This window comes from Methylobacterium sp. UNCCL125, assembly GCF_900116795.1.
GTDB lineage: Bacteria > Pseudomonadota > Alphaproteobacteria > Rhizobiales > Beijerinckiaceae > Methylobacterium > Methylobacterium fujisawaense.
In genome coordinates, this window is record NZ_FPBW01000020.1 from 64,151 (window position 1) to 84,219 (window position 20,069).

Below are 20,069 nucleotides of genomic sequence, written 5' to 3' on the forward strand. Positions count from 1 at the left end.
GCTTATTCCCGTCTCGTCGTGATCTCGGTTGCACCGGTCGCAGTGGCGGAATAGCCGCCCCACCCCTCTGTCGAGACGGGCGACGTGCCGCCCCAGCCCTCGGCACCCCACGTCGCGAGGCGCAGCGTCGTATCGACCGAGCCAAGGTCCTTCAGGATGCCCATGACGCGGTCACGCTGAGCGTCCGCGACCACGAGGTTCAGCATCGCCGCGCCCAACCTCAGCTGCGCGCAGCAGGCGTCCAGCGCCTCAGGAGGCACGCCACACGTCTCGAGCCGATCCCGGAGGGCCTGGCCCCCGCCGGTATCCGGCGCGTCCGCCTCGGCATGGTCGGCATCCGGATCGGGAGGATCGACCACGAGCCGGATCGCCTGCTCGGGGATGCCGGCCGCGACGAGCGTGGCTGTCGCGGCCTGTGCCTTTCTCCGGCTCTCATAGAGCGCGAAAATTCCCAGCCTCGCAGTCGCACCTTCCCGCGAGGGGAGGGGTTCCTCCGGCTGAGCGGCCGAATGGCCCTCGGACGCGATCTCCGTCCGCGCCGCGGCGATGAACGCGGCCTGCTGGTCCACGCTCAGCGCGAAACCGGCGCTCATCGTGGATCCCGCCATAGGGTCAGGATCCGACCACATCCGGTCGCCCGGCCCGTTGTCGAGGAAGTTGCGCTGCGCGCGTTCGAGCACCGCAGCCTCGACCGGATCGTCGTTCGCCTTCTCAGCCGCGGTCATGGATTGACGCTGCGCAGGGCGGGCTGCGGGTACGCCGGATTCGCGCCCGGCACGGCCGTGCTGTTGGCCGATGACGGGGTGTCGGCTTTGCCGGATTCGGAGCCGGTGATCTGCTTGCGCGAGGCCGCTTGGCTTTGGCTGGCATAGTCCGGCGGTGCGGTCGCCCCCTGCCAGATCATCAGCCCCGCCAGGGACGTCAGCATCAGGCCGACACTGACGATCAGGACGTAGAGGGCGGGCCGACCGCGCTTGCCCTGGCGGCTGTCCTGTCCGGAAATATTGTCTGACACACGTGAACCTCGCTGGCGCGAATCTGTCGAGCCTGGGCGAACAACGTGCAATGTATGACCGAAGTTCTAGCCGTGTGACGTTATGAGCCTGTTATTTCAAGTATTTACTGCATAAGATGTCAAATGATCATTATCGGGTATTCATTTGACCTCATACTGCGGAGAGGCCTCCGTCGTGATGGCCGGAACCGGAGGATCAAACCATGTCGCTCATGATGTCCGTCGCCCTGGCCGTGGCAGCCGCCGGGGGCGCCCTATCCCTGGTGACGGATTCCGGCGCTTCGGTCTCCGAGCAGGTCGCGGGTTCGAATCTCGCCTTCTTCGGAGGCATCGGCGCTGTGGCGCTCGGCGGATCGGCCGCGTTGGTCTCGATGGTGACCGGTTGACGCTCGCGCCGATGCCGCGCGCCGGGCGGACCCGGTCTGCGCGGCCGGCTTCGGTCGCCCGACACGCACAAGAGGGCCGCCCGCCCGTGTCTCGGGGAACAGGCGCGGCGGTGCGGCCGCCGCGCCCGATGTCAGCCGTGCGGCTTGAACACGACCTTCGTGCAGTTGTCGGTCTTGTCCCGGAACGCTTTGTAGAGCGCCGGACCTTCCTCCAAATTGGTGGAACGGTGGCTGATGATGAAGGACGGATCGATATCCCCGTTCTGGATGTGCTCCAGCAGGGGCTTCATGTAGCGGACCATGTGGGTCTGGCCCGTCTTGAGGGTGAGACCCTTGTTCATCAGGACGCCGAGCGCCACCGGTCCGACGGGACCGGCGAAGACACCCGGCATCGAGACGTTGCCGCCGGGACGGCACGCCAGGATCGCCTGATTGAGCGCGAAGGGCCGCTCCAGGCTCACTGTATGCTCCATGATGGCGGAGGACACTTTCTGGAGGGTCGTGTCCGCCCCGTGGGATTCCATCCCGACGGCCTCGATCACGGAATCGGGCCCCAGGCCGTGGGTCATCTCCATCAGCGTGTCCTGCACGTTCTGCTGGCCGAGGTCGATGGTCTCGGCACCGGCCTCACGGGCCAGCGCCAGCCGCTCGGGCACGCTGTCGATGGCGATGACGCGCTTGGCGCCGAGCAGGTAGCAGCACTTCACCGCGAGCACGCCGACCGGGCCGCAGCCCCAGATCGCGACCGTGTCCTCCGGGCCGATGTCGCAGTGTTCCGCGGCCTGGTAGGCCGTCGGGAAGATGTCGCTGAGGAACAGGACCTGCTCGTCGCTGAGGCCCTCGGGAACCACGATGGGGCCAACATCCGCGTAGGGCACGCGGAGATACTCGGCCTGGCCGCCCGCGAAGCCGCCGGTGATGTGCGAGAAGCCGAACAGGCCGGCGAGCGGATAGCCGTAGGTCTGCGCCTGGAGCTTGCCGTTCGGGTTTGTGCGCTCGCAACAGCTCCAGTTGCCCCATTTGCACTGCCGGCATTCGCCGCAGCAGATCGTGAACGGCACGACGATGCGGTCGCCGACCTTCAGTTTCCGGTTGTCACGCCCGACCTCGATGACCTCGCCCATCGTCTCGTGGCCGAGGATGTCGCCGCATTCCATGGTCGGCATGAACCCGCCCATGAGGTGCAGGTCCGAGCCGCAGATGGCGCAGGCGGTCACCTTGATGATGACGTCCCGCCCCTCCTCGATCTTCGGGTCGGGCACCGTCTCGCAGGTGATCGTTCCGCGGCTCTGCCAGGTGAGTGCTTTCATCGCAAATATCTCCATCGCCAAACAGCGGCGTTCTGAAATCAACCGCCATTTCACGTCGAATGATCCGGATAATTCCGCACCTCATTCCGGCAAATTACGTTACCGATTATTTATTCACAGGATCGGGATCGATCGCTCAACTCCGGTGTTGGCATATTGCAGTGCGTCATCCCCCTGCGATCCGACGCCATCACGACGCATGCGCCGAGGACCCGCGCGCGGCGGGCCTTCCACTCGGAACCGACTCGCCCCGCGACACGGGCCGCGCCGCTTCCGATCGATCCCGCTGATCGCGGCGCACGTCCTCTCACCCATAAGGCTCACAGCATGACGCGACGCACCGACTCCCGCACATGGCTCGTTCCGGCGCTGCTTGGATCGGCCGCGGCCCTGGGCGCGTCCGCGCTCTACGCGGCGACGATGACACGCCGGGCGGAATGGGAGACGCCACCCGTCGGCTCGTTCCTGACCGTCGATGGTGTCCGCCTCCACTACCTGGAGCGCGGACAGGGCGAGCCGCTGGTGCTCATCCACGGCAACGGCACCCTGATCCAGGACTTCCTCGTCAGCGGCATCGTGGACGACCTCGCCAAGCGCCACCGGGTCATCGTGTTCGATCGCCCCGGCTACGGCTACAGCGACCGGCCGCGCGGCTTCTGGACGCCCCGCGCCCACGCCACGCTCTTCCAGAAGGCGCTCCAACAGCTCGGCGTCACGCGGGCCGTCGTCCTCGGCCATTCCTGGGGCACGTTGGTCGCGGTCGCTCTCGCGCTTCAGGCACCGCGGCTCGTGCGCGGCCTCGTGCTGGCCTCGGGCTACTACTATCCGACGCTGCGCGCCGACGTGATCCTGGCGTCGCCGGTGGCGATCCCCGGCATCGGCGACCTGCTGCGCCACACGGTCTCGCCGCTCGCAGGACGCCTCATGATGCCGGCCATGATCAAGGGGCTGTTCGCCCCGGCCGATATCCCCGAGCGCTTCGCGCGCAGCTTTCCGACGGCCATGATGCTGCGCCCGCTACAGTTGCGTGCCTCAACGGAGGATGCCGCGATGATGACGCCCGTCACGGTCGAGCTGCAGGCGCATTACCGGGATCTGGACCTGCCCGTCGTGATCATCACCGGTGGGGACGACCAGATCGCCGATGTCGGCCGCCAGTCGCGGCGGCTCCACGACGACGTGCCCGGCAGCGAGCTCGTGATCGTGCCCGGCATGGGCCACATGATCCATCATCTCGCGCCCGAGCGTGTCGTCGCGGCCGTAGAGCGCGCGTCGGAGCGAATCCGTCCGGCGGCCTGAGGGAGGACGCAGCCATGCGGATTGAAACCTGCTTCCTGTTCGACCTCGACGGCACGCTCGTCGACAGCGTCTACCAGCACGTCCTCGCGTGGAATCAGGCGCTCGACGCGGAGGGGATTTCCCTCTCGGTCTGGCGCATCCACCGGAAGATCGGCATGAGCGGCGGCCTGTTCACGAACCAGCTCCTGCGGGAGACGGGGCGGGAAATCAGCGACGCGCATGTCGCCAAGCTGGGCCGGCTGCATGCAGAAGCCTACGGACGGCTCTCGGGGCAGATCCGGCCGCTCCCCGGGGCGAAGGCACTGCTCGATACCCTGACGGCGGCCGGGATCCCCTGGGCGATCGCCACGAGCGGCCGGATGGAGACGGCCCGGGTCAATCTCGACGCGCTGGGCGTCGATCCGGACCGGGTCCCGGTCGTGACGCGCGACATGGTCAAATACGCCAAGCCCGACCCGGACCTGTTCCTGGCGGCCGCCGACCGCCTGGGCAAGCCGATCGAGACGGCGGTGATCGTCGGCGATTCGATCTGGGACATGCTGGCTGCGCGCCGCTGCCGGGGTCTCGGCGTCGGCCTCCTCTCGGGCGGCTACGGCACCGAGGAGCTGGAGCGGTCCGGGGCCATACGCGTCTACGAGGATCCGGCGGATCTGCTGGACCATGTGGACGAGGTCGGCGGACGTCGCTGATTCGGGGCGGACATCTGGGTGGCAACCGGCTCCGGCGCCCCGGCGCAGGGGAGTCAGGGGACGCGTTTTTGCGCCGTCCTCGCGTTGCGGACGAGACCGAGCACCCCCAGAACGCCGGCGCCCAGGCAGGCCGCCAGGATCAGCGAGGGCCGGATGCCGCTGCGGACGGAGGCGCGCTCCAGAGCGACTTCGAGGCTGCCGGCGAGATTGGCCGCCAGCGGCACCGCCCTGGTGTCAAAGAACAGCTTCGCTTCCGAAGGCCCCTCGGACTTCTTGAGCATGTAATCTCTCGTGACGGTCAAACGAACCTCCGTTAAAGAACACTATTTTCGCGAACAATTTAACACGTCGGCGTGTTGAAATGTAAACGCGTCCCGAGCGCCGGTGTTTCCCAAAGTTTTTTCAGGCCAGGAGTTCTACCCTTGGACAAGCCCGTATTCAGGCCCTACCGCCTTCCCTCCGGCGGATGGGGCTCGGCGCGCTCGGTCGGCAACATCCTCCGGCAGGAAGGCGTGCTGGCGAGCGGGCCGATCGCGCTCACCCGCCACAACAAGGTCGACGGCTACCAGTGCAACAGCTGCGCCTGGGTGAAGCCCGCGAACCCGCTGCCGTTCGAGTTCTGCGAGAACGGCGTGAAAGCCATGGCCTGGGAACTCACCGCCCACCGCTGCACGCCGGACTTCTTCGCCAAGCACACGGTCACCGAGCTGCTGGACTGGGATGAGTACGAGCTCGAGCAGACCGGCCGCCTCACCCATCCGCTGCGCTACGATGCGGCGACCGACAGGTACGTGCCGGTCTCCTGGGGCCACGCCATCGAGGAGATCGCCCGCGAACTCCTGGCCGTGGAGGACCGGAAGACCGGCACCGTCTTCTACAGCTCGGGCCGCCTCTCGAACGAGGGCAGTTACCTCTACCAGCTCTTCGCCCGGCTCTACGGCAACAACAACCTGCCGGACTCGTCCAACATGTGCCACGAGACGACCTCGGTGGCGCTGCCGGTCAGCATCGGCCAGGGCATCGGCACCGTCTCGCTGGACGACTTCGCAAAGTCCGACTGCATCCTGTTCTTCGGCCAGAACCCGGGGAGCAACTCGCCCCGCATGCTCCACCCGCTGCAGGAGGCCAGCCAGCGCGGCGTACCGATCATCACCTACAACCCGCTGCGCGAGCGCGGGCTGGAGCGGTTCCTGAACCCGCAATCGCCCGCCGAGATGCTGAGCCGCACGGAGACCCGGATCAGCTCGCAGTACCATCAGGTCAAGGCGGGTGGCGACCTCGCGGCTTTGGCGGGAATCTGCAAATCCGTGCTGGACGCGCACGACGCTTCGCTGGCGGCCGGCGGCCCGGCGATACTCGACGAGGCCTTCATCCGGGAGCACACCCACGGCTTCGAGACCTTCGCCGACTGGTTGCGCGGCCAGGACTGGGACGCGCTGGAGCGCCGCTCCGGACTGCACCGGGCCGACATGGAGGCGACCGCGAAGGTTTACGGCGCGGCGAAGGCGACCGTCGCGGTCTACGGGATGGGCCTGACCCAGCACCAGGCCGGGGTCGAGACCGTGCAGATGCTGGTCAACCTGCTGCTGATGCGCGGCAATATCGGCCGCAGCGGCTCCGGCATCTGCCCGGTGCGCGGCCATTCCAACGTGCAGGGCCAGCGCACGGTGGGAATCACCGAGAAGCCCGAGCTGTTCCCCCTGGACCGGCTCGGCGCGCAGTTCGGCTTCGAGCCGCCGCGGGAGGCCGGCTACAACACCGTGGAGGCCTGCGAGGCGATCCTCAGGGACGAGGTTCGGGCCTTCGTCATGCTGGGCGGCAATTTCGTCCGCGCCATTCCCGATCACGGCCAGATGGAGCCGGCCTGGCGGCGGCTGCGGCTGACCGTGAACGTGATCACCAAGCTCAACCGCAGCGCCCTGCTGCCGGGCGCGGTCAGCTACATCCTGCCGGTGATCGGCCGCCTGGAGATCGACGAGACCACGAAGGGCCAGCAGGTCCTGTCCATGGAAGACACCTCGGCCTGCGTGCACGGCAACCGCGGCCTGCGGCGCCCGGCCTCGCCGCACCTGATCAGCGAGATCCGGCTGATCTGCGAACTGGCGCAGCGGGTGCTCGAGCCCAACCCGCGGGTCCGCTGGGAGGATTACAGGACCGACTACGCGGAGATCCGGAAGGAGATCGGCGAGACGCTGCCGGAGTCCTTCTGGGACTACGAGCGGCGCATGTGGGAGCCGGGCGGCTTCCAGCGGGACCTGCCGGCCAAGCGCCGGGACTGGCACACGGAGACGGGCCGGGCCAATTTCGTCACGCCGACCGGCCTCGACGAGGATGCCGACATGCCCGAGGTCGGGCACGATTCCCTGCGTCTGATGACCTTGCGCAGCAACGACCAGTTCAACACCACGGTCTACGGCTACGACGACCGCTTCCGGGGCATCAAGAACACCCGGAAGGTGGTGCTGATGAACCGCTCGGATATCGATCGCCTGGGCCTGAAGGTCGGCCAGGCGGTGACGCTGCGGACCGTGGCGGACGACGGCGTCGACCGGGCGCTCTCGGGCCTGCTGGTGGTGGCCTACGACATCCCGATTGGCTGCATCGGCGGCTACTACCCGGAATGCAACGTCCTGATGCCGATCTGGCACTATGCCATCGGCAGCAAGACGCCGGCCGCCAAGGGCATCCCCGTCACGATCCGGTCCGACGGCGACCGGGTGATCGCTCCCCTGCTGGAATACGCCGAAGGCTGAACGGACGCCGGGCCGGGTCTGAGCCCCGCTTCAGCGCAAGCCTCGAGGCCGGCGGCTCCGGTCATGACCCGCCTCCAGGTCCGATCTCCTCGGTCAGCCGGTCAGAGGCCAGCCGTGTGGGTCGTCGCCGAGCGGCAGCCGCGTCGACCGGCAGAAACTGCGCGGTACCGATGATCAATCAACTCGCGAATCTGTCTTATGACAGAACACGAGACTGACATTGGTTTAGTCTCGCGATTATCATCAGCCGATTTGGTACAGGCTCTGGTGACTGGGAGAGCCGCGCGCTTCCGCCTGCAATGCCATGGTGGAACGATATGAGATCAGCGCCCGACCAGCATGCCCTGGGCATGCTCATCCGCAAGCTGGAGAGCATCGCCACCCTTTCGGACACCGAACGTCAGGCCATCCAGGGCCTGCCGGTGCGGATCCACCATCTCAACGCCCGGCAAGACATCGTACGCGATGGCGACCAGCCCACGCATTGCTGCCTCGTCCTCGAAGGATGGGCCTGCCGGTACAAGCTCCTCCGTCAGGGTAAGCGGCAGATCATGTCGTTCCACATTCCGGGCGACATCCCGGATCTGCAAAGCCTGCACGTCCGCACGATGGATCACAGCCTCGCCACTCTGACCAAGGCCCTCGTTGCCTTCATCCCCCACGAGAGCCTGCGGGAACTGACAGCGCGCCACCCCGGGCTCGCGGCGGTCTTCTGGCGCGACACGCTGATCGATTCGGGCATCTTCCGCGAATGGCTCGTCAGCATGGGCCGCCGCTCGGCCTTCGAGCACGTCGCGCACCTGTTCTGCGAGCTGTACCTGAAGCTGCAGGCGGTGGGCCTGGCAGGCAATTTCCGCTGCCCGCTTCCGATGACCCAGACCGATCTCGCCGACGCACTCGGACTGACACCCGTGCACATCAACCGTGTGTTGAAGGAGATGCGCGGTCAGACCCTGATCACGCTCCGCAGCAACGCACTGGTGATCGAGGCATGGGACGAGCTTCTGCGGGTCTCCGAGTTCGACTCTACATACCTGCAGCTTGAGAATCGGGCGGTCGGATGAGGCCCCGTCCGCGCCGGTGCGAGGAGCTAAAATCTTGAGACCGGCACCCCGTCGCTGACGGTTTTCGCTCGCATGGTCCCGCACGCAGTTCAAGAGATCGCGCGGATCGCGCCGGAACTTCGGACGGCAACCCCGGGACCGATGGATAGGTCCGCCCGGCCTGAATTCGCCGACCGTGGTGGCACCGCAGCTCGGATCGCGCAGCCGGTGACGCGCGTGGCCGGTCGCGACCAAACCCGGATCCTTCGGGCGAGCCATTCCGCACCGCCTGCGCAACCTCCTCGCTCGCGTCCCCAGCCGTCCGGCTCAATCCGGCGGCAACCCCCATCATCGATCGTTCGGAGAGCTGATGCCGAGAGACGCTTAGGGGAGATCCTTGCCGGAGCCGCGAAGAGCTTTACAGCCACAGCATCGAGACCGCCAGGAACGCGATCTGAAAGGTGAGCATCACGGTGATGAGGGTTTTGGCGTCGCGGTCGTGGAGCGTCTGATTCTCCTGCTCTTTCCCACTCATCCGAGAGCCCCGGCAAGGCGGCCGGAATAGATGAACATGATCTGGCCGGAGCCGTCGGTGGCGGTGGCAACACGGGGACGGTCAGGCTTGCTCCCATCGACCTCGTAAGTCGCGATCGTGACGGCATCCGCCACGTTACTCGCATTGTAGATCCGCGGGGCGCTCCGCGGCACGCCGGTCTTCCCGATGCGATCGATCCTGACGCGGTAGGCCATGTGGGACGCCTCCATCTAAAGGCCTGCGCGGCCCGATCGGAAGACCCTATGCCGGCGCAGTCCGTGCCAAAGCCTTCGGTCCCCGGCGTTGACGCACCAACATTGCACGAGCCTAGGCTCGTAAAATTAAAATTTGACGCCTTTCTGACTATTTATCTTGCACAGATCAGAGACGATTTTCTTTTCAGCTTCCTAGCGGAAGCGATGCATGAATTCGCAACAAGCTCGGCCCGTGAACATCGCTTCGGGCTGCAGATCGCGATCCATTCTCATAGGGGATAGGCAGACTCTGCTTGTCGCCGCGTGACCGCCAATCCCGTTGCCGATCGCAGCGTTGTGGGGTTCGACCTCATGACGTTCGTCACTGGGCGGATCAGGTCAGTTTGTGGGCACGGTCCGGGAGCCGCCGGCGTCCCGAGACGGAGGGCGCCCGGAAAGCGGCGTCACCGGAATGAAATGGCTATCCAAGGTGGAACGAAGAATATGAAGGCCGTCTGAGCCATGGAAATACAGCGGACGACGTTTATCGATACCGATGTTCGATGCCGTTCCGGCTCATCGGGCGCCGTCGACGCCCAAGGACCCATGTCGATCCACCGGCGAGCGAAGCGATCGATCGCGCCCGCTTGGACGCTCATTCGACATCGGATGGAAACCCCGCGTCCGAACGCGCGGCTTCGGCGCTCGTCAGACCGACTTCTCGCTGAGGCGCTCCCGGTAAATCGAAATGATCTAGCCCGCGCAGCCGGGAAGCCGGATGGCCGTCGCGGCCAGCTATCCTCTGCCGAGGCACCTGCAGCGCTTCGAGCTGGGCTTCAGGCCACGCAGCGCCGACAGATACGCCCAGACTGTCCGTTCGGCATCACCGATGCCCGCGGGCCGCTCCTCTCCGCGAAGCCAACGCAAGACATACAAGGTCTGATTCAGGAGGGCCGTGCCGCCTTGGTCCGATGGGTGGCGCCAGCGAACTCAGTGTCCCAACCAGATGGCGGCACTCAGCACGATCCCGATCGCACCGATGAACCCGCTGAACCCCAGCACGATCCAGGCGTCCAGGCTGGGCGACCGTGCGGCGCGCCTGACCTTCGCGGACGCCGCCTCGGTCTCGCGCGCCAGCGCGATACGCTGATGCGACGGTGCGGAGCCGGCCGCCTCGTCATCGGTCCCGAGCGACGACAGGCCCAGGTCGTAGACGGCGATCTTGTCCCCCGTGGCGCCGCTGTCGATATCGGCTTTCAGCATCGCCGTGGTCGGCCGGTCGGAGGCGCCCGGCTCCGACACGCGCAGGTTGCCGGGCGGCCGCGGGGTCTCGGATCGAAACAGCATGACACTCGCCTCTCGGACAACGGCTCTGTTTGCTTCATGGGCCACGCCCATGCATGAGTTCCGATGACTTCACCGTATGTTGGTGCACGGAACTGAGGCTTTGACCGCGGCAGGCCAGGGCTGCTCCTAGTCGCGTTGCTTGCAGGAACAGCCCCAGGTCTTGATCTGACGTGCTCACTGGCGCTGGATCAGCGGCCCTCTTCGGCAGCGAACCGTCTAGCCGCCGCTGCCGCTGGAGCCGCCGCTGCTGTTGGGCGCACCAACCTCGGGTCGGCTGGCGTTGCCGCCCGCGGCCGAACTGCTGCTGAACGCGTCTACGCCGGTCCCACCTGGAGATTCCGTGAAATCGTCCCCGCCACCCGTGTTGTTGGGCTGATTCGAGATGATGGATCCCGTCGCCCCAGGATCGCGATAAGACGAGTCTTGCGCCAAAGCCGGTCCTGCCGCGGTCATGGCCGCGATCGCGAGGAGCAGTCGCTTCATGGGAGATCCTATCGATTCAGGTAGCACCGGCAGCGGCCGCCCCATCCGAACGGCGGGCGGACAGATCCGGTAGAGGCGGCAGGGTTGACGAGTCCGCGGACTCTTTTGCCGGGGACTGCAGCCGGCCGACCGTGCGAATTCCCGCCCTTGATGAAGCTCTCCCATGCCGCGAGGTTCCGCACCGCGGAGGCTTTCGATGCGAATTGCTTTCGTTTTTCGGTAAATTTCGGATCTGTATTGCTGGTTTCTATCAAAAGACAGATCAAAAAGACGCTCCAATCCAATTTATGTTGAAGCATCGACCTGTAGCCGTGAGCCATGTTGCATCGCCGAACCCCAAGGAGGCGCGACGTGACAACCATTCCTCAGCTTGATCAGAACGAATTGAGCATCCTACAGCGACTGGTGACAGACTTGGTGACAAAACAACTCGGTCACGCGACCGCAGGCCATGTGGATATGATTGCTCGGTTGCAGCACCTGGAACAGGCCGCGTGGACAACGGGCGCCGATCGCCAGACCCTCCAAGTGATCACCTCCGGCCGACGACTGCTCGGAGACGCGAGCGACCTCACGCCGGATGCGCTGAAGCGTCGACCGGTGCGGAAGCGCCCGGCAGATCGTTCATACGCTCTCCGGCACGCCTGAACCGTCTGGGATACCGCGACGGGTGAACAGCCGCCCTGATGGCGGCGGGACACGGATGGCTTCCGCGGACGGCCCTGGCCAGCGGTCGGAAGCCCGCAGTATTGAGCATTGCCTGTCCGCGCTTCGCCATACGACCGGCGCCGCCCGAAGGCGGGAGCTCGGGCGGGGGCGTTCAGACGCCGCAACGGGAGATCGGCAGCGGACTGCGACAGTGAGCGTGAACGCTGCCCGTTCCTCGCAGAGGCAGAGTCGGGCGACACGTCCGGCTGGTCGGCAAGACCTTCGTCACGAAGGGCGCGTGACCCGCTCTCTCACCTGACCGCAGCGGGAACCCGGTGGGGCAGATGGCCCCGCAGCCGTGCGGCTGGGGGCCTGTCGTGCCGCGGTCCCGTCAGAGGCCGCGCAGATCGTTACGGGCAGGAATGGCGCTGACCATCGTTGCCCAGATACGTGCCGCTCCGACGGTCGTACGACCGGAAACGCTGAACGCAGTAGCTGACCGAGTCGCCGGCAGGTGCCACCTCCGTCTCGACGGCACCGTAACCCTGCCCGTATCCGGCTGGGGCATAGCCACCCCCGTAAACGCCGTAACCGGCAGGCGCGTAGTCCCCGCCATAATATCCGTCGTCGAATCCGCCGTAACCATAGCCCAATCCAGCGCCAGCGAGGCCGAGACCGACGCCCAGCCCCAGGCCGCCATAGCAAAGCCATAGCCGCGTCGGCCGTAACCCCGCCCGCCGAACCCTCGGTTGCCAGCGAAGCCTGTTCCGCGGATCCCACCGCCCCCGAGGCCCCCGCGTGCACCGAAGCCGCCACCCGCGAGAGCACCGCCGCCGAAGCGATTGCCGCCGAGCCCGCCTCCGAAGCCGCGACCTGCTACGCCACCCCGGAAGCCGCCACCGCCGAACCCGCCCCCGTGGAACCCACCGCCTCCGAAGCCGCCGCCGTGGAACCCGCCCCCACCGAAGCCGCCGCGCGCATCGGCGCTCGCCGGAAGTATCACCAGCGTTCCGAGGACGACGGCGGCCGTCAGGATTGTCTGTTTCATCGTGCCCTGCCAATCGAAGATAAATATTTCTTCCGATCCGACAACGCGCCGTCGGGCAAATAGGTCATGCTACATTATGTCCATATTCAGATGAGCAATATTAATACGGCAAGCCGAAACCATCTTTCGGCACGGCGCCGGGCTCTCGCCGCACGGCGGATCCGTCTGCATGGAATGTCATGTGACGGGCGTGTCGTCCGAATGCCGCAGGTCGCCCGCCCTGTCTCCGCGACCTCGTCCAACGCGCGCAACAGAGGACGTTCCATGTGTCGAGGCTTGTGAGCCGAGGCCGGGACGCGGGTGATGGCTATGCCCCCGGGGCGAAGCCGACCCTGAACCGGCGGATCGCAGAAGCAACCGAATAATTACGATACTGCTATCGAGAAGCGCACCATCAAATGATGGAACGACGATAGATTAAATCCGTCACACCGCGCAAAAAACAAGCTCATCGAACTCGCACTCGACCATGATTTGGACAATCTTTGATCTGTTCCTCAGATTTGCCGATAATAACGTGTTCCGAAGGCTAAATTTTTGGCTGCTTACACCCTCAGACGCAGGCCTGTCCCGCGTTTCATGCCGCAAGGCAACAAGACGACGAGGCGAGGATTGTCTCGATGCTACCCTCGCATCGACCGGTGAGGGACGGCATCGGATTATGCGCTCTCCGAGCGGATCCCGGATGCTGCCGACCCTTGGAAAGTCCATTCGCCGATGCGCCTCGTCCTGGCCACCCTCACCATCCTGACCGCCGCCTTCGCGCCTTTGCCGGCGCTGGCATCGTGCGACGCCGAGCGAATCGGTACCATCGAACAGCGTCTCGATCGCGCCGGTGCCGTCCAGGCGATCGGCCTGCAAGCAGGACTCATCCTTCGGACCGGATCAGCCGGGGGCATGCGGGCTACCCGCCGCGATGCCCCGAACGATCCCGCCAAGGTCTCGACGGCCGAGGGCGTCGGGCACGCCAGCAGCCTCATCGTCCATGACGCCGACGCGGATCGGCGCGGCGACAGGGGGGCCTGCGAGAACACAAGGCGCGCGGTGAAGGGAATGATCGGTACGTTGTCGTAGCCCGACCCGATTGCCGCAGGTTCAGTCACTCACGAGAGCACCCCAATGAGTCAGTCCCTCGGGACAGCCCTGACACGCCCGTCGGGGCTGGCCATCGACCGGCCGCGCGCGCTGGCGCGCCGGTTCGGCAACGCCGCCGGAAGCCGGGCCTACGACCTGTTCGTTCCGTCCGGATATGCAGGGACACCGCTTCCGCTGGTGGTGATGCTGCACGGTTGTTCGCAGACGTCGCGCGACTTCGCCATCGGTACGGGAATGGACGCTTTGGCGGAGGCGCAGGGCTTCCTCGTCGCCTATCCCGACCAGCCACGGTCGGCCAACTTCGCCAAGAGCTGGAACTGGTTCAGGGATGAGGACCAGAGACGCGGCCGGGGCGAGCCGTCGATCATCGCCGGTCTGACATCCGCGATCATGGCCGAGTTCGCCGTCGACCCGTCGCGGGTCTACGTCGCCGGCCTGTCCTCGGGCGGTGCGGCCGCCGCGGTGATGGCGATGATGTACCCGGACCTCTACGCGGCGGTCGGCATCCATTCTGGATTGGCGTGCGGTTCGGCCGGCTCGATTTCGGCCGCCATCGCCACGATGCGGCGGGGTGCCTTAATCCGGCCGGTACAGGCCGCGCATCCCGTGCCGACTATCGTTTTTCACGGAGACAGGGACACGACCGTCTCGCCGGTCAACGGCGATCAGGCGCTCGCCCAGGCGCAGCCCGAGGGACGACTGACCGTTACCACCGTCGCGGGACGCTCAAGGGGCGGGATGGCTTATACGCGGAGGGTCCTGACCGAACCGGACAGCCTGTGGTCTTCGGAGCACTGGGTCCTGCACGGCGCCGGCCATGCCTGGGCCGGCGGCCACCCGGCCGGCTCGCACACCGATCCGACCGGTCCGGATGCCAGTGGCGAGATGCTGCGCTTCTTCCTGTCGCACGCGAAGCACCGTCAAGCGCACCGCCACTGACGCTCTTCAAGGATGCGCCAGACTGGGCGGATTCTTGAGGATCGCGCCTCAGGCGACCTTCCTGTCCAAGTTTTCGACTGATGGGCCGGCTCGGGCCGGAGGCGAGGGCGGACCAAGGTGCGGCTTCGGGCGGTCTGGCACGAACCGTCGCTTCGCGCGGAGGAGCCCCGGCGGACCGACCGTTGCAGACGGTGCGGGATGAGGAACGAGCCGGGCCCCAACGCGGTTCATCGTTGAATGGAAACCTATGTCCTCGTCGTCGCCGGGTTCGGTGTCCTGGTGCTTCTGACGGCATGGCTGCCGATGGTGCTGCGGGCCCTTCCTCTGTCCCTGCCGATCTGCTGCGTCGGGATCGGGGCCGCTCTGTCCGCCATCCCGGCTGTAGCCGCCATCACACCCCATCCGAGCCTGCATCTGAAGCTCATCGAGCATGCGACCGAGGCGGTCGTCGTCATCTCGTTGATGGGCGCGGGCCTCAAGATCGACCGGCTCATCGGGTGGAAGCGCTGGGCTGTGACGTGGCGCCTGCTCGGCATCGCCATGCCGCTGACCATCCTCGCCCTGACGGCTTTGGCATCGACGCTGCTGGGACTCGGGCTTGCCGCCGCGCTTCTGCTGGGTTCATCCCTGGCACCCACCGACCCGGTCCTCGCGTCCGACGTTCAGGTCGGTCACCCGGCCGAGGATCACGAGGACGAGCCGCGCTTCGCCCTGACTTCCGAGGCCGGGCTCAACGACGGCCTCGCCTTTCCCTTCGTGAACCTCGCCATCGCGCTCGCCGCAGGCGGCGGATTGGCCGGCCTGTCCTGGTCGCACTGGTTCGCGGTGGATGTCCTCTGGAAGATCGCCGTGGGTGCCGTGCTGGGCGCGATCATCGGCCGTGCCCTCGGCTGGCTGACCTTTCACCTCCCGAACCTGTCGAAGCTCTCCCGAACCGGTGACGGCTTCGTGGCCCTGGGAGTGACCTGCCTCGCCTACGGCATCGTCGAAGCCGCAGACGGCTACGGCTTCATCGGCGTGTTCGCCGCGGCCCTAGCCCTTCGCTCATCGAGCCGGGGCCATGGATATCATCGCAAGATGCACGACTACGCCGAGGAACTCGAACGCCTCCTGATGATGGTGCTCCTCGTCGGCTTCGGCGCCGTGCTCGTCGGCGGCGGCTTACTCGAGGCTCTCACCTGGCAAGCCGCTCTGTTTGCCCTGATCGCCCTGCTGGTCGTCCGTCCTCTTAGCGGATGGATCGGCATGCTGGGCAGCGACCGAGCCCTTGAGGAGCGCGCAGTCGTGAGCTTTTTCGGCATCCGGGGGCTCGGGACCGTCTACTATCTCGCCTATGCGTGCGGACAGGCCACGTTCGAGCGCGCGGACCTTCTCTGGGCCACAGCCGGCCTGACGGTTCTGATCTCGATCCTGATGCATGGCGTCACCGTCACGCCGACGCTGCGTTTGGTGGACCGAAGGATGGGACGGGGGACGGAGAGCTCACAGCTCGGCTTGGTGTTCACGGCACCCCCACCCTGAAGCGGCCTCGGAACCAAACCGTTTCCCGAGCCCTCCAGTCATGAACCGCGCCGGGTTTTCCGGAGGCTCCAACGCCCGGGAGATTGGAGCCAGGACGCCGAATATTACGCCCGTTCGCCGAGGTTCGCGAGCGGGCGGTCCGGCCGGTCCGGGAGCATGAGGGCGAGCACGGCTCGCAATGGGCTGCATCCGGTCGATCGACCCATCGATGGCCCATGCCCATGCAGCGCGGCCGGCCGATCCGAAGCGGCTGCCGGCCCGAGCCGAAGGAGACGCGCGGTGGCGCGCGGCACGATGGCCCGGCCGATGCGGGGGAGGGGCCTGACCGGCGTCGTCCGACGGCGCAGGATCCGCACCACCGGTCCCGATCCGGCGGGGCCTCGTCTGCTTCTCCGCCCGCGGGTCGCAGCGATCCTTGGACGCTATCAGTTTCGCCACTCTCGAACGGGTCGATCGGTTCTACCACCGGCGGCGGCTCGAACTGGTCGACCTCCGGGAAACACGGCGTGGCTCAGAAGGAACGGAGCTTTGAGCGTTTGGCCCGTCGGCTAAAGCGCCGAGGGGCCGCGAATCCAACGCGGCAGCTCTTCGCCCACACCCGGCATTCGATCAGGGCACGCAGACGCGCCGACGCGGTTCCGGACCGGCAACAGCAGGCGAGCTCCTTGCATCCTGTGATCCGAGGCTTGCTGTTGCACGGCCGGAGCACCGGGCCGTGTCGGTCACCGGATCGGCACGATCATGCGGAAATGGAGACCGGCATCGTCGATGGTCCGCTGGAACTGACCGGCCAAGCTGCGTTCAATGGTCTGCGTGAGGAGCCGCGATCCAAAGCCGGTGCCGTCGGCCTTGGCGGTTCCTGACGGAGCCGCGCCTTCGGTCCAGTCGAGGGTCAGGGCGTGATCAACGACACGTCCGACCAGGTTCAGGGTGCCTCCGTTGGCGAGCGCGCCATACTTGGCCGAATTGGTGGCGAGTTCGTGGAAGATCATCGCGTAGTCGTCGACCCTGTCGGGGGCCGCCACGGCGGCGTCCTCGATATCGACCGCGATGTTGGCGCCCTGCAGGTACGGCGACAGGATACGCGCGGCGAGGTCACGCAGCCGCACGTCGCCCTGCTCGAGCCCGTGCGACCGCGTCGCCAGGGTGGTCGCCTCGTGTAGGACGTGGAACCGCCGCGACAAATCCTCGGCGAAGCTGGCGGTGGACTCGGCCTCCCGGGCGACGATGTTGGTCAGCGCGCGGGCGACGGTGAACATGTTCGATACCCGGTGCGCCAGTTCCAGGGTCATCAGCCGCTCGGCCTCCTCGGCACGCTTGCGGTCGGTGATGTCGAGGAAAATGGCCTGGATCCACGCGCCGACCCGGCCCTCGTCCCCGCCGATGCCGCGGGCAGAGATCCAGCGGACGTCCGGGTCTTCCCCGATGCGGAAGTCGAAGCTGTAGGCCTTCGGGCTGGTCGCGCTCGCGAACCAGTCGAGCATCATCTTGGGTCTGTCCTCGGCATTCACCTTGGCGAACAACGCGTCGATGCTCACCACCGGCTCCGTTGTGCCCCAGAAGGCCATGCAGAGGCCGTCGAGCCGGGCGAGGCGCGCCTCCGGGGCCCAAGCCCACATCCCGACGCCCCCCCGGTGGATGGCCGCGGTGAAGCTGGCGAGCGTCCATTCGTCGCCAGTCAGATCCGTGCCCTCGACCATGCTGCTTCCCAAACCGCACCTGAAGTTCTTGGCAGGCGCATCGCTACCGTGACGGTACGAAACGCTGCCCCGCGGCCTTTGCTCCGGACCCGATCACGCCCGTCGAACCGGAGTCACAGGTCGCCCTTCCTGGGATCCACCAGCCGTCCGTCCGCGACACGCGTCGTGAAACCACGGGCGTCGAAATAAGCCAGCACCGGCATGGTCATGTTCCGACTGATCCCCGTCGCCTCGCGGAAGCGGCCGACCGTCAGGAGCGCCTGCGGATGGTCCGCCGCCACCGCGCATGCTCGCGCCGCCAACTCGGCAAGGACGCCCGGCAGCACGTAGTAATGCCCGGATATGCGCCGCAGCCATCCGAGCCGGCCGAACCTGTCGAGATGCGGCCGCAGGGTTTCCGGCTCCCGACCCACCTGTTCCGCGAGGTCCGCGAGGCGCGGTTGATCGAGACCAGCCGCCTCCAGGCGGATCCTGACCGCCTCGTAGAGGGCGGCCTCCGGCGGGGCTAGGCGGACTTCGTGGCCGGGCAGGTGGTAGAGATGCTCCCGCCGAAGAATACGGGCGTCCATGAGCAGCCGATCGAGGGCAACCCGCAGAGCGGGACGCTCCGGCAGCGCCACAGGCGCGCCGATCTCCTCGGCCGACAGGCCGGGATTGTCCGGCTCCGACCGGTGTGCGGCGTCGAGACGTGCGACCACGGTTTCGCCGAGTGCTGCGATCCGCGCGCCGGCGAATCCCCGCAATCCGGCCGGCCCCGCTATCGCGACGACGCCGTGCGCGCACGTCAAGGCTTCCAGGGCGGGCCTCGGGATATTCCGCACGCGGGCGAAATGGTCGAGGTCGGCTCCTGCCTCGCTCACGTCGAGGAGGCCGGTGAGCGCCGCAGCATGATCCGGCGTGTCCAGCGCCGCGACCACCGCGCGTCGCCCCGGCGCCCAGGCTCCCCGGCGGGGTCCCTCGATGTCGATGACCCGGCCGCCGCCGAGCGTGCGGGCGGCGGACGCGTCGCGTAGCACAAAGCGGTCCCCGTGCAGCGCGCCGAGGCTGCCGTCGAGGGCGATCCGTGCGTGCGCCGCCGCGCCGGGCTCGACCGCGATTCCGGGTGACAGGAGCACCCGTCCGGTCACGGACGCCGCCCCGAGATGGATGTGGACGGGCGTGCGGTGACGCAGCGGACGCGCCTCGCCCGGCAAGACGCGCAGCGCCACGTCGAGATGGCTGGCGGGGCCGTGGAGTTGCGGCGCCAGGATCCAGTCACCCCGGTGGATACCCGCGCGGGACAGGCGGGGACCGGACAGGTTGATGGCGCAGCGCTGACCGGCCTCCGCGACATCACACGGTTCGTTGCCGGCGCGCAGGCCCCGCACCCGCGCCTCGAACCCGCTGGGGGATACGACGAGATGATCGCCGACCCGGACGGCGCCGGCATGGATCGCCCCCGTGACGACGAGGCCGGCGCCGACGACAGTGAAACAGCGGTCGACCGCGAGCCGGAACTCTGTCCCGGCGGCCCCAGGGGACGGGCTGGCTGCAGCCTCTTCCAGGTACCGGGCGAGGTCGGCGATGCCGGTCCCGCGCAGCGCCGAGCAGGCGATCATGGGCGCTTGGACGGGCGCTTCGAGCGGCGCGTTGCCGGGTGCGTGCGCGAGGCCGGTGCCGGAGAGCGCGACGCGGACCTGCGCCTCGACTTCGGACAGGCGACGATCGTCGACCCGATCGCTCTTGGTGATGGCGACGACCGCCCGGCGCAGGCCGAGCAAGTCGAGGATCGCGATGTGCTCGCGGGTCTGAGGCATCACGCCGTCGTCGGCTGCGACGACGATCAACGCGAAGTCGACGCCCGTGGCGCCGGCCACCATCGTACGCACCAGCCGCTCGTGACCAGGCACGTCCACGAAGCCGACGGTTCGGGTCCCAAGACGCGTGTAGGCGAAGCCCAGATCGACGGTTATGCCGCGGGCCTTCTCCTCCGGCAGACGGTCGGCGTCGATCCCGGTGAGCGCCTTCACCAGAGCCGTCTTGCCGTGGTCGATATGGCCGGCGGTGACGACGATCACGCTGTGC

The 20,069-nt window shown here is 67.0% G+C and carries 20 protein-coding genes; 10 read left to right on the plus strand and 10 right to left on the minus strand.

Features of this window, described 5'->3' with window-relative positions; translation table 11 throughout:
• Positions 1 to 2: 2 nt before the first annotated feature.
• Positions 3 to 725, minus strand: coding sequence for a hypothetical protein (locus tag BM396_RS20425; protein ID WP_043385481.1), 723 nt, complete (start codon positions 723 to 725; stop codon positions 3 to 5).
• Positions 722 to 1,015 (minus strand): hypothetical protein, encoded by a 294-nt coding sequence (locus tag BM396_RS20430; protein WP_043385478.1) that lies wholly within the window; start codon positions 1,013 to 1,015, stop codon positions 722 to 724. Before BM396_RS20430 ends, BM396_RS20425 begins: the two co-directional genes overlap by 4 nt.
• A 203-nt stretch (positions 1,016 to 1,218) precedes the next feature.
• On the opposite strand from BM396_RS20430, the gene BM396_RS20435 reads away from it, so the two are divergent.
• Complete coding sequence (locus BM396_RS20435) at positions 1,219 to 1,401, plus strand: hypothetical protein (RefSeq protein ID WP_043351806.1); 183 nt, start codon at positions 1,219 to 1,221, stop codon at positions 1,399 to 1,401.
• Between the two features lie 131 nt (positions 1,402 to 1,532).
• On the opposite strand, the gene BM396_RS20440 is transcribed toward BM396_RS20435, so the two are convergent.
• Positions 1,533 to 2,711 (minus strand): zinc-dependent alcohol dehydrogenase, encoded by a 1,179-nt coding sequence (locus tag BM396_RS20440; protein WP_043385475.1) that lies wholly within the window; start codon positions 2,709 to 2,711, stop codon positions 1,533 to 1,535.
• A 327-nt stretch (positions 2,712 to 3,038) separates the two neighbouring features.
• Between BM396_RS20440 and BM396_RS20445 the strand changes: the two genes are divergently transcribed.
• Both BM396_RS20445 and BM396_RS20450 read left to right on the plus strand, forming a co-directional pair.
• A complete protein-coding gene (locus tag BM396_RS20445) occupies positions 3,039 to 4,010 on the plus strand; it encodes an alpha/beta fold hydrolase (RefSeq protein WP_043385472.1) in 972 nt (323 codons plus the stop codon).
• A 14-nt stretch (positions 4,011 to 4,024) separates the two neighbouring features.
• Positions 4,025 to 4,699 carry an HAD family hydrolase gene (locus BM396_RS20450; RefSeq protein WP_043385469.1) on the plus strand — a complete coding sequence of 225 codons (675 nt, stop codon included), beginning with the start codon at positions 4,025 to 4,027 and terminating at the stop codon, positions 4,697 to 4,699.
• A 53-nt stretch (positions 4,700 to 4,752) separates the two neighbouring features.
• Here the strand turns inward: BM396_RS20450 and BM396_RS20455 are convergent, their stop codons facing one another.
• Positions 4,753 to 4,980 (minus strand): hypothetical protein, encoded by a 228-nt coding sequence (locus BM396_RS20455; RefSeq protein WP_236952839.1) that lies wholly within the window; start codon positions 4,978 to 4,980, stop codon positions 4,753 to 4,755.
• A gap of 141 nt (positions 4,981 to 5,121) precedes the next feature.
• On the opposite strand from BM396_RS20455, the gene BM396_RS20460 reads away from it, so the two are divergent.
• Together BM396_RS20460 and BM396_RS20465 are read left to right on the plus strand one after the other, a co-directional pair.
• Positions 5,122 to 7,452 (plus strand): FdhF/YdeP family oxidoreductase, encoded by a 2,331-nt coding sequence (locus tag BM396_RS20460; protein ID WP_043385466.1) that lies wholly within the window; start codon positions 5,122 to 5,124, stop codon positions 7,450 to 7,452.
• Positions 7,453 to 7,769: 317 nt separating this feature from the next.
• Positions 7,770 to 8,516, plus strand: coding sequence for a Crp/Fnr family transcriptional regulator (locus BM396_RS20465; protein WP_043385463.1), 747 nt, complete (start codon positions 7,770 to 7,772; stop codon positions 8,514 to 8,516).
• Between the two features lie 510 nt (positions 8,517 to 9,026).
• On the opposite strand, the gene BM396_RS20470 is transcribed toward BM396_RS20465, so the two are convergent.
• From BM396_RS20470 to BM396_RS32265, 3 genes are all read right to left on the minus strand, one after another.
• Positions 9,027 to 9,245 (minus strand): hypothetical protein, encoded by a 219-nt coding sequence (locus tag BM396_RS20470; protein ID WP_139239524.1) that lies wholly within the window; start codon positions 9,243 to 9,245, stop codon positions 9,027 to 9,029.
• A gap of 969 nt (positions 9,246 to 10,214) precedes the next feature.
• Positions 10,215 to 10,571 (minus strand): hypothetical protein, encoded by a 357-nt coding sequence (locus BM396_RS20475; protein WP_043385458.1) that lies wholly within the window; start codon positions 10,569 to 10,571, stop codon positions 10,215 to 10,217.
• Between the two features lie 216 nt (positions 10,572 to 10,787).
• On the minus strand, positions 10,788 to 11,054 hold the full coding sequence (locus tag BM396_RS32265; protein ID WP_124263045.1) for a hypothetical protein: 267 nt from the start codon (positions 11,052 to 11,054) through the stop codon (positions 10,788 to 10,790).
• 351 nt (positions 11,055 to 11,405) lie between these two features.
• Between BM396_RS32265 and BM396_RS32270 the strand changes: the two genes are divergently transcribed.
• On the plus strand, positions 11,406 to 11,702 hold the full coding sequence (locus tag BM396_RS32270; protein ID WP_139239525.1) for a hypothetical protein: 297 nt from the start codon (positions 11,406 to 11,408) through the stop codon (positions 11,700 to 11,702).
• Between the two features lie 410 nt (positions 11,703 to 12,112).
• Here the strand turns inward: BM396_RS32270 and BM396_RS33815 are convergent, their stop codons facing one another.
• Positions 12,113 to 12,223, minus strand: coding sequence for a BA14K family protein (locus BM396_RS33815; protein WP_245282006.1), 111 nt, complete (start codon positions 12,221 to 12,223; stop codon positions 12,113 to 12,115).
• Between the two features lie 395 nt (positions 12,224 to 12,618).
• Here BM396_RS33815 and BM396_RS33420 point away from each other — a divergent pair, with 395 nt between their 5' ends.
• The 4 genes from BM396_RS33420 (at position 12,619) to BM396_RS20495 (ending at position 16,305) form a co-directional block, all read left to right on the plus strand.
• Positions 12,619 to 12,813, plus strand: coding sequence for a hypothetical protein (locus tag BM396_RS33420; protein ID WP_043385456.1), 195 nt, complete (start codon positions 12,619 to 12,621; stop codon positions 12,811 to 12,813).
• Positions 12,814 to 13,467: 654 nt separating this feature from the next.
• Positions 13,468 to 13,824: a hypothetical protein gene (locus BM396_RS20485; protein WP_043385454.1), complete on the plus strand. Its 357-nt coding sequence runs from the start codon at positions 13,468 to 13,470 to the stop codon at positions 13,822 to 13,824.
• Between the two features lie 45 nt (positions 13,825 to 13,869).
• Positions 13,870 to 14,784: an extracellular catalytic domain type 1 short-chain-length polyhydroxyalkanoate depolymerase gene (locus BM396_RS20490; RefSeq protein WP_043385452.1), complete on the plus strand. Its 915-nt coding sequence runs from the start codon at positions 13,870 to 13,872 to the stop codon at positions 14,782 to 14,784.
• A gap of 237 nt (positions 14,785 to 15,021) precedes the next feature.
• Positions 15,022 to 16,305: a cation:proton antiporter gene (locus BM396_RS20495; RefSeq protein WP_043385449.1), complete on the plus strand. Its 1,284-nt coding sequence runs from the start codon at positions 15,022 to 15,024 to the stop codon at positions 16,303 to 16,305.
• A gap of 722 nt (positions 16,306 to 17,027) precedes the next feature.
• Here the strand turns inward: BM396_RS20495 and BM396_RS20500 are convergent.
• Both BM396_RS20500 and selB read right to left on the minus strand, forming a co-directional pair.
• Entirely contained in the window at positions 17,028 to 18,005 is a 978-nt protein-coding gene (locus tag BM396_RS20500; RefSeq protein WP_043353903.1) for an HWE histidine kinase domain-containing protein, read from the minus strand.
• Between the two features lie 113 nt (positions 18,006 to 18,118).
• Entirely contained in the window at positions 18,119 to 20,062 is a 1,944-nt protein-coding gene (selB, locus tag BM396_RS20505; RefSeq protein WP_043385447.1) for a selenocysteine-specific translation elongation factor, read from the minus strand.
• Between the last annotated feature and the right edge of the window lie 7 nt (positions 20,063 to 20,069).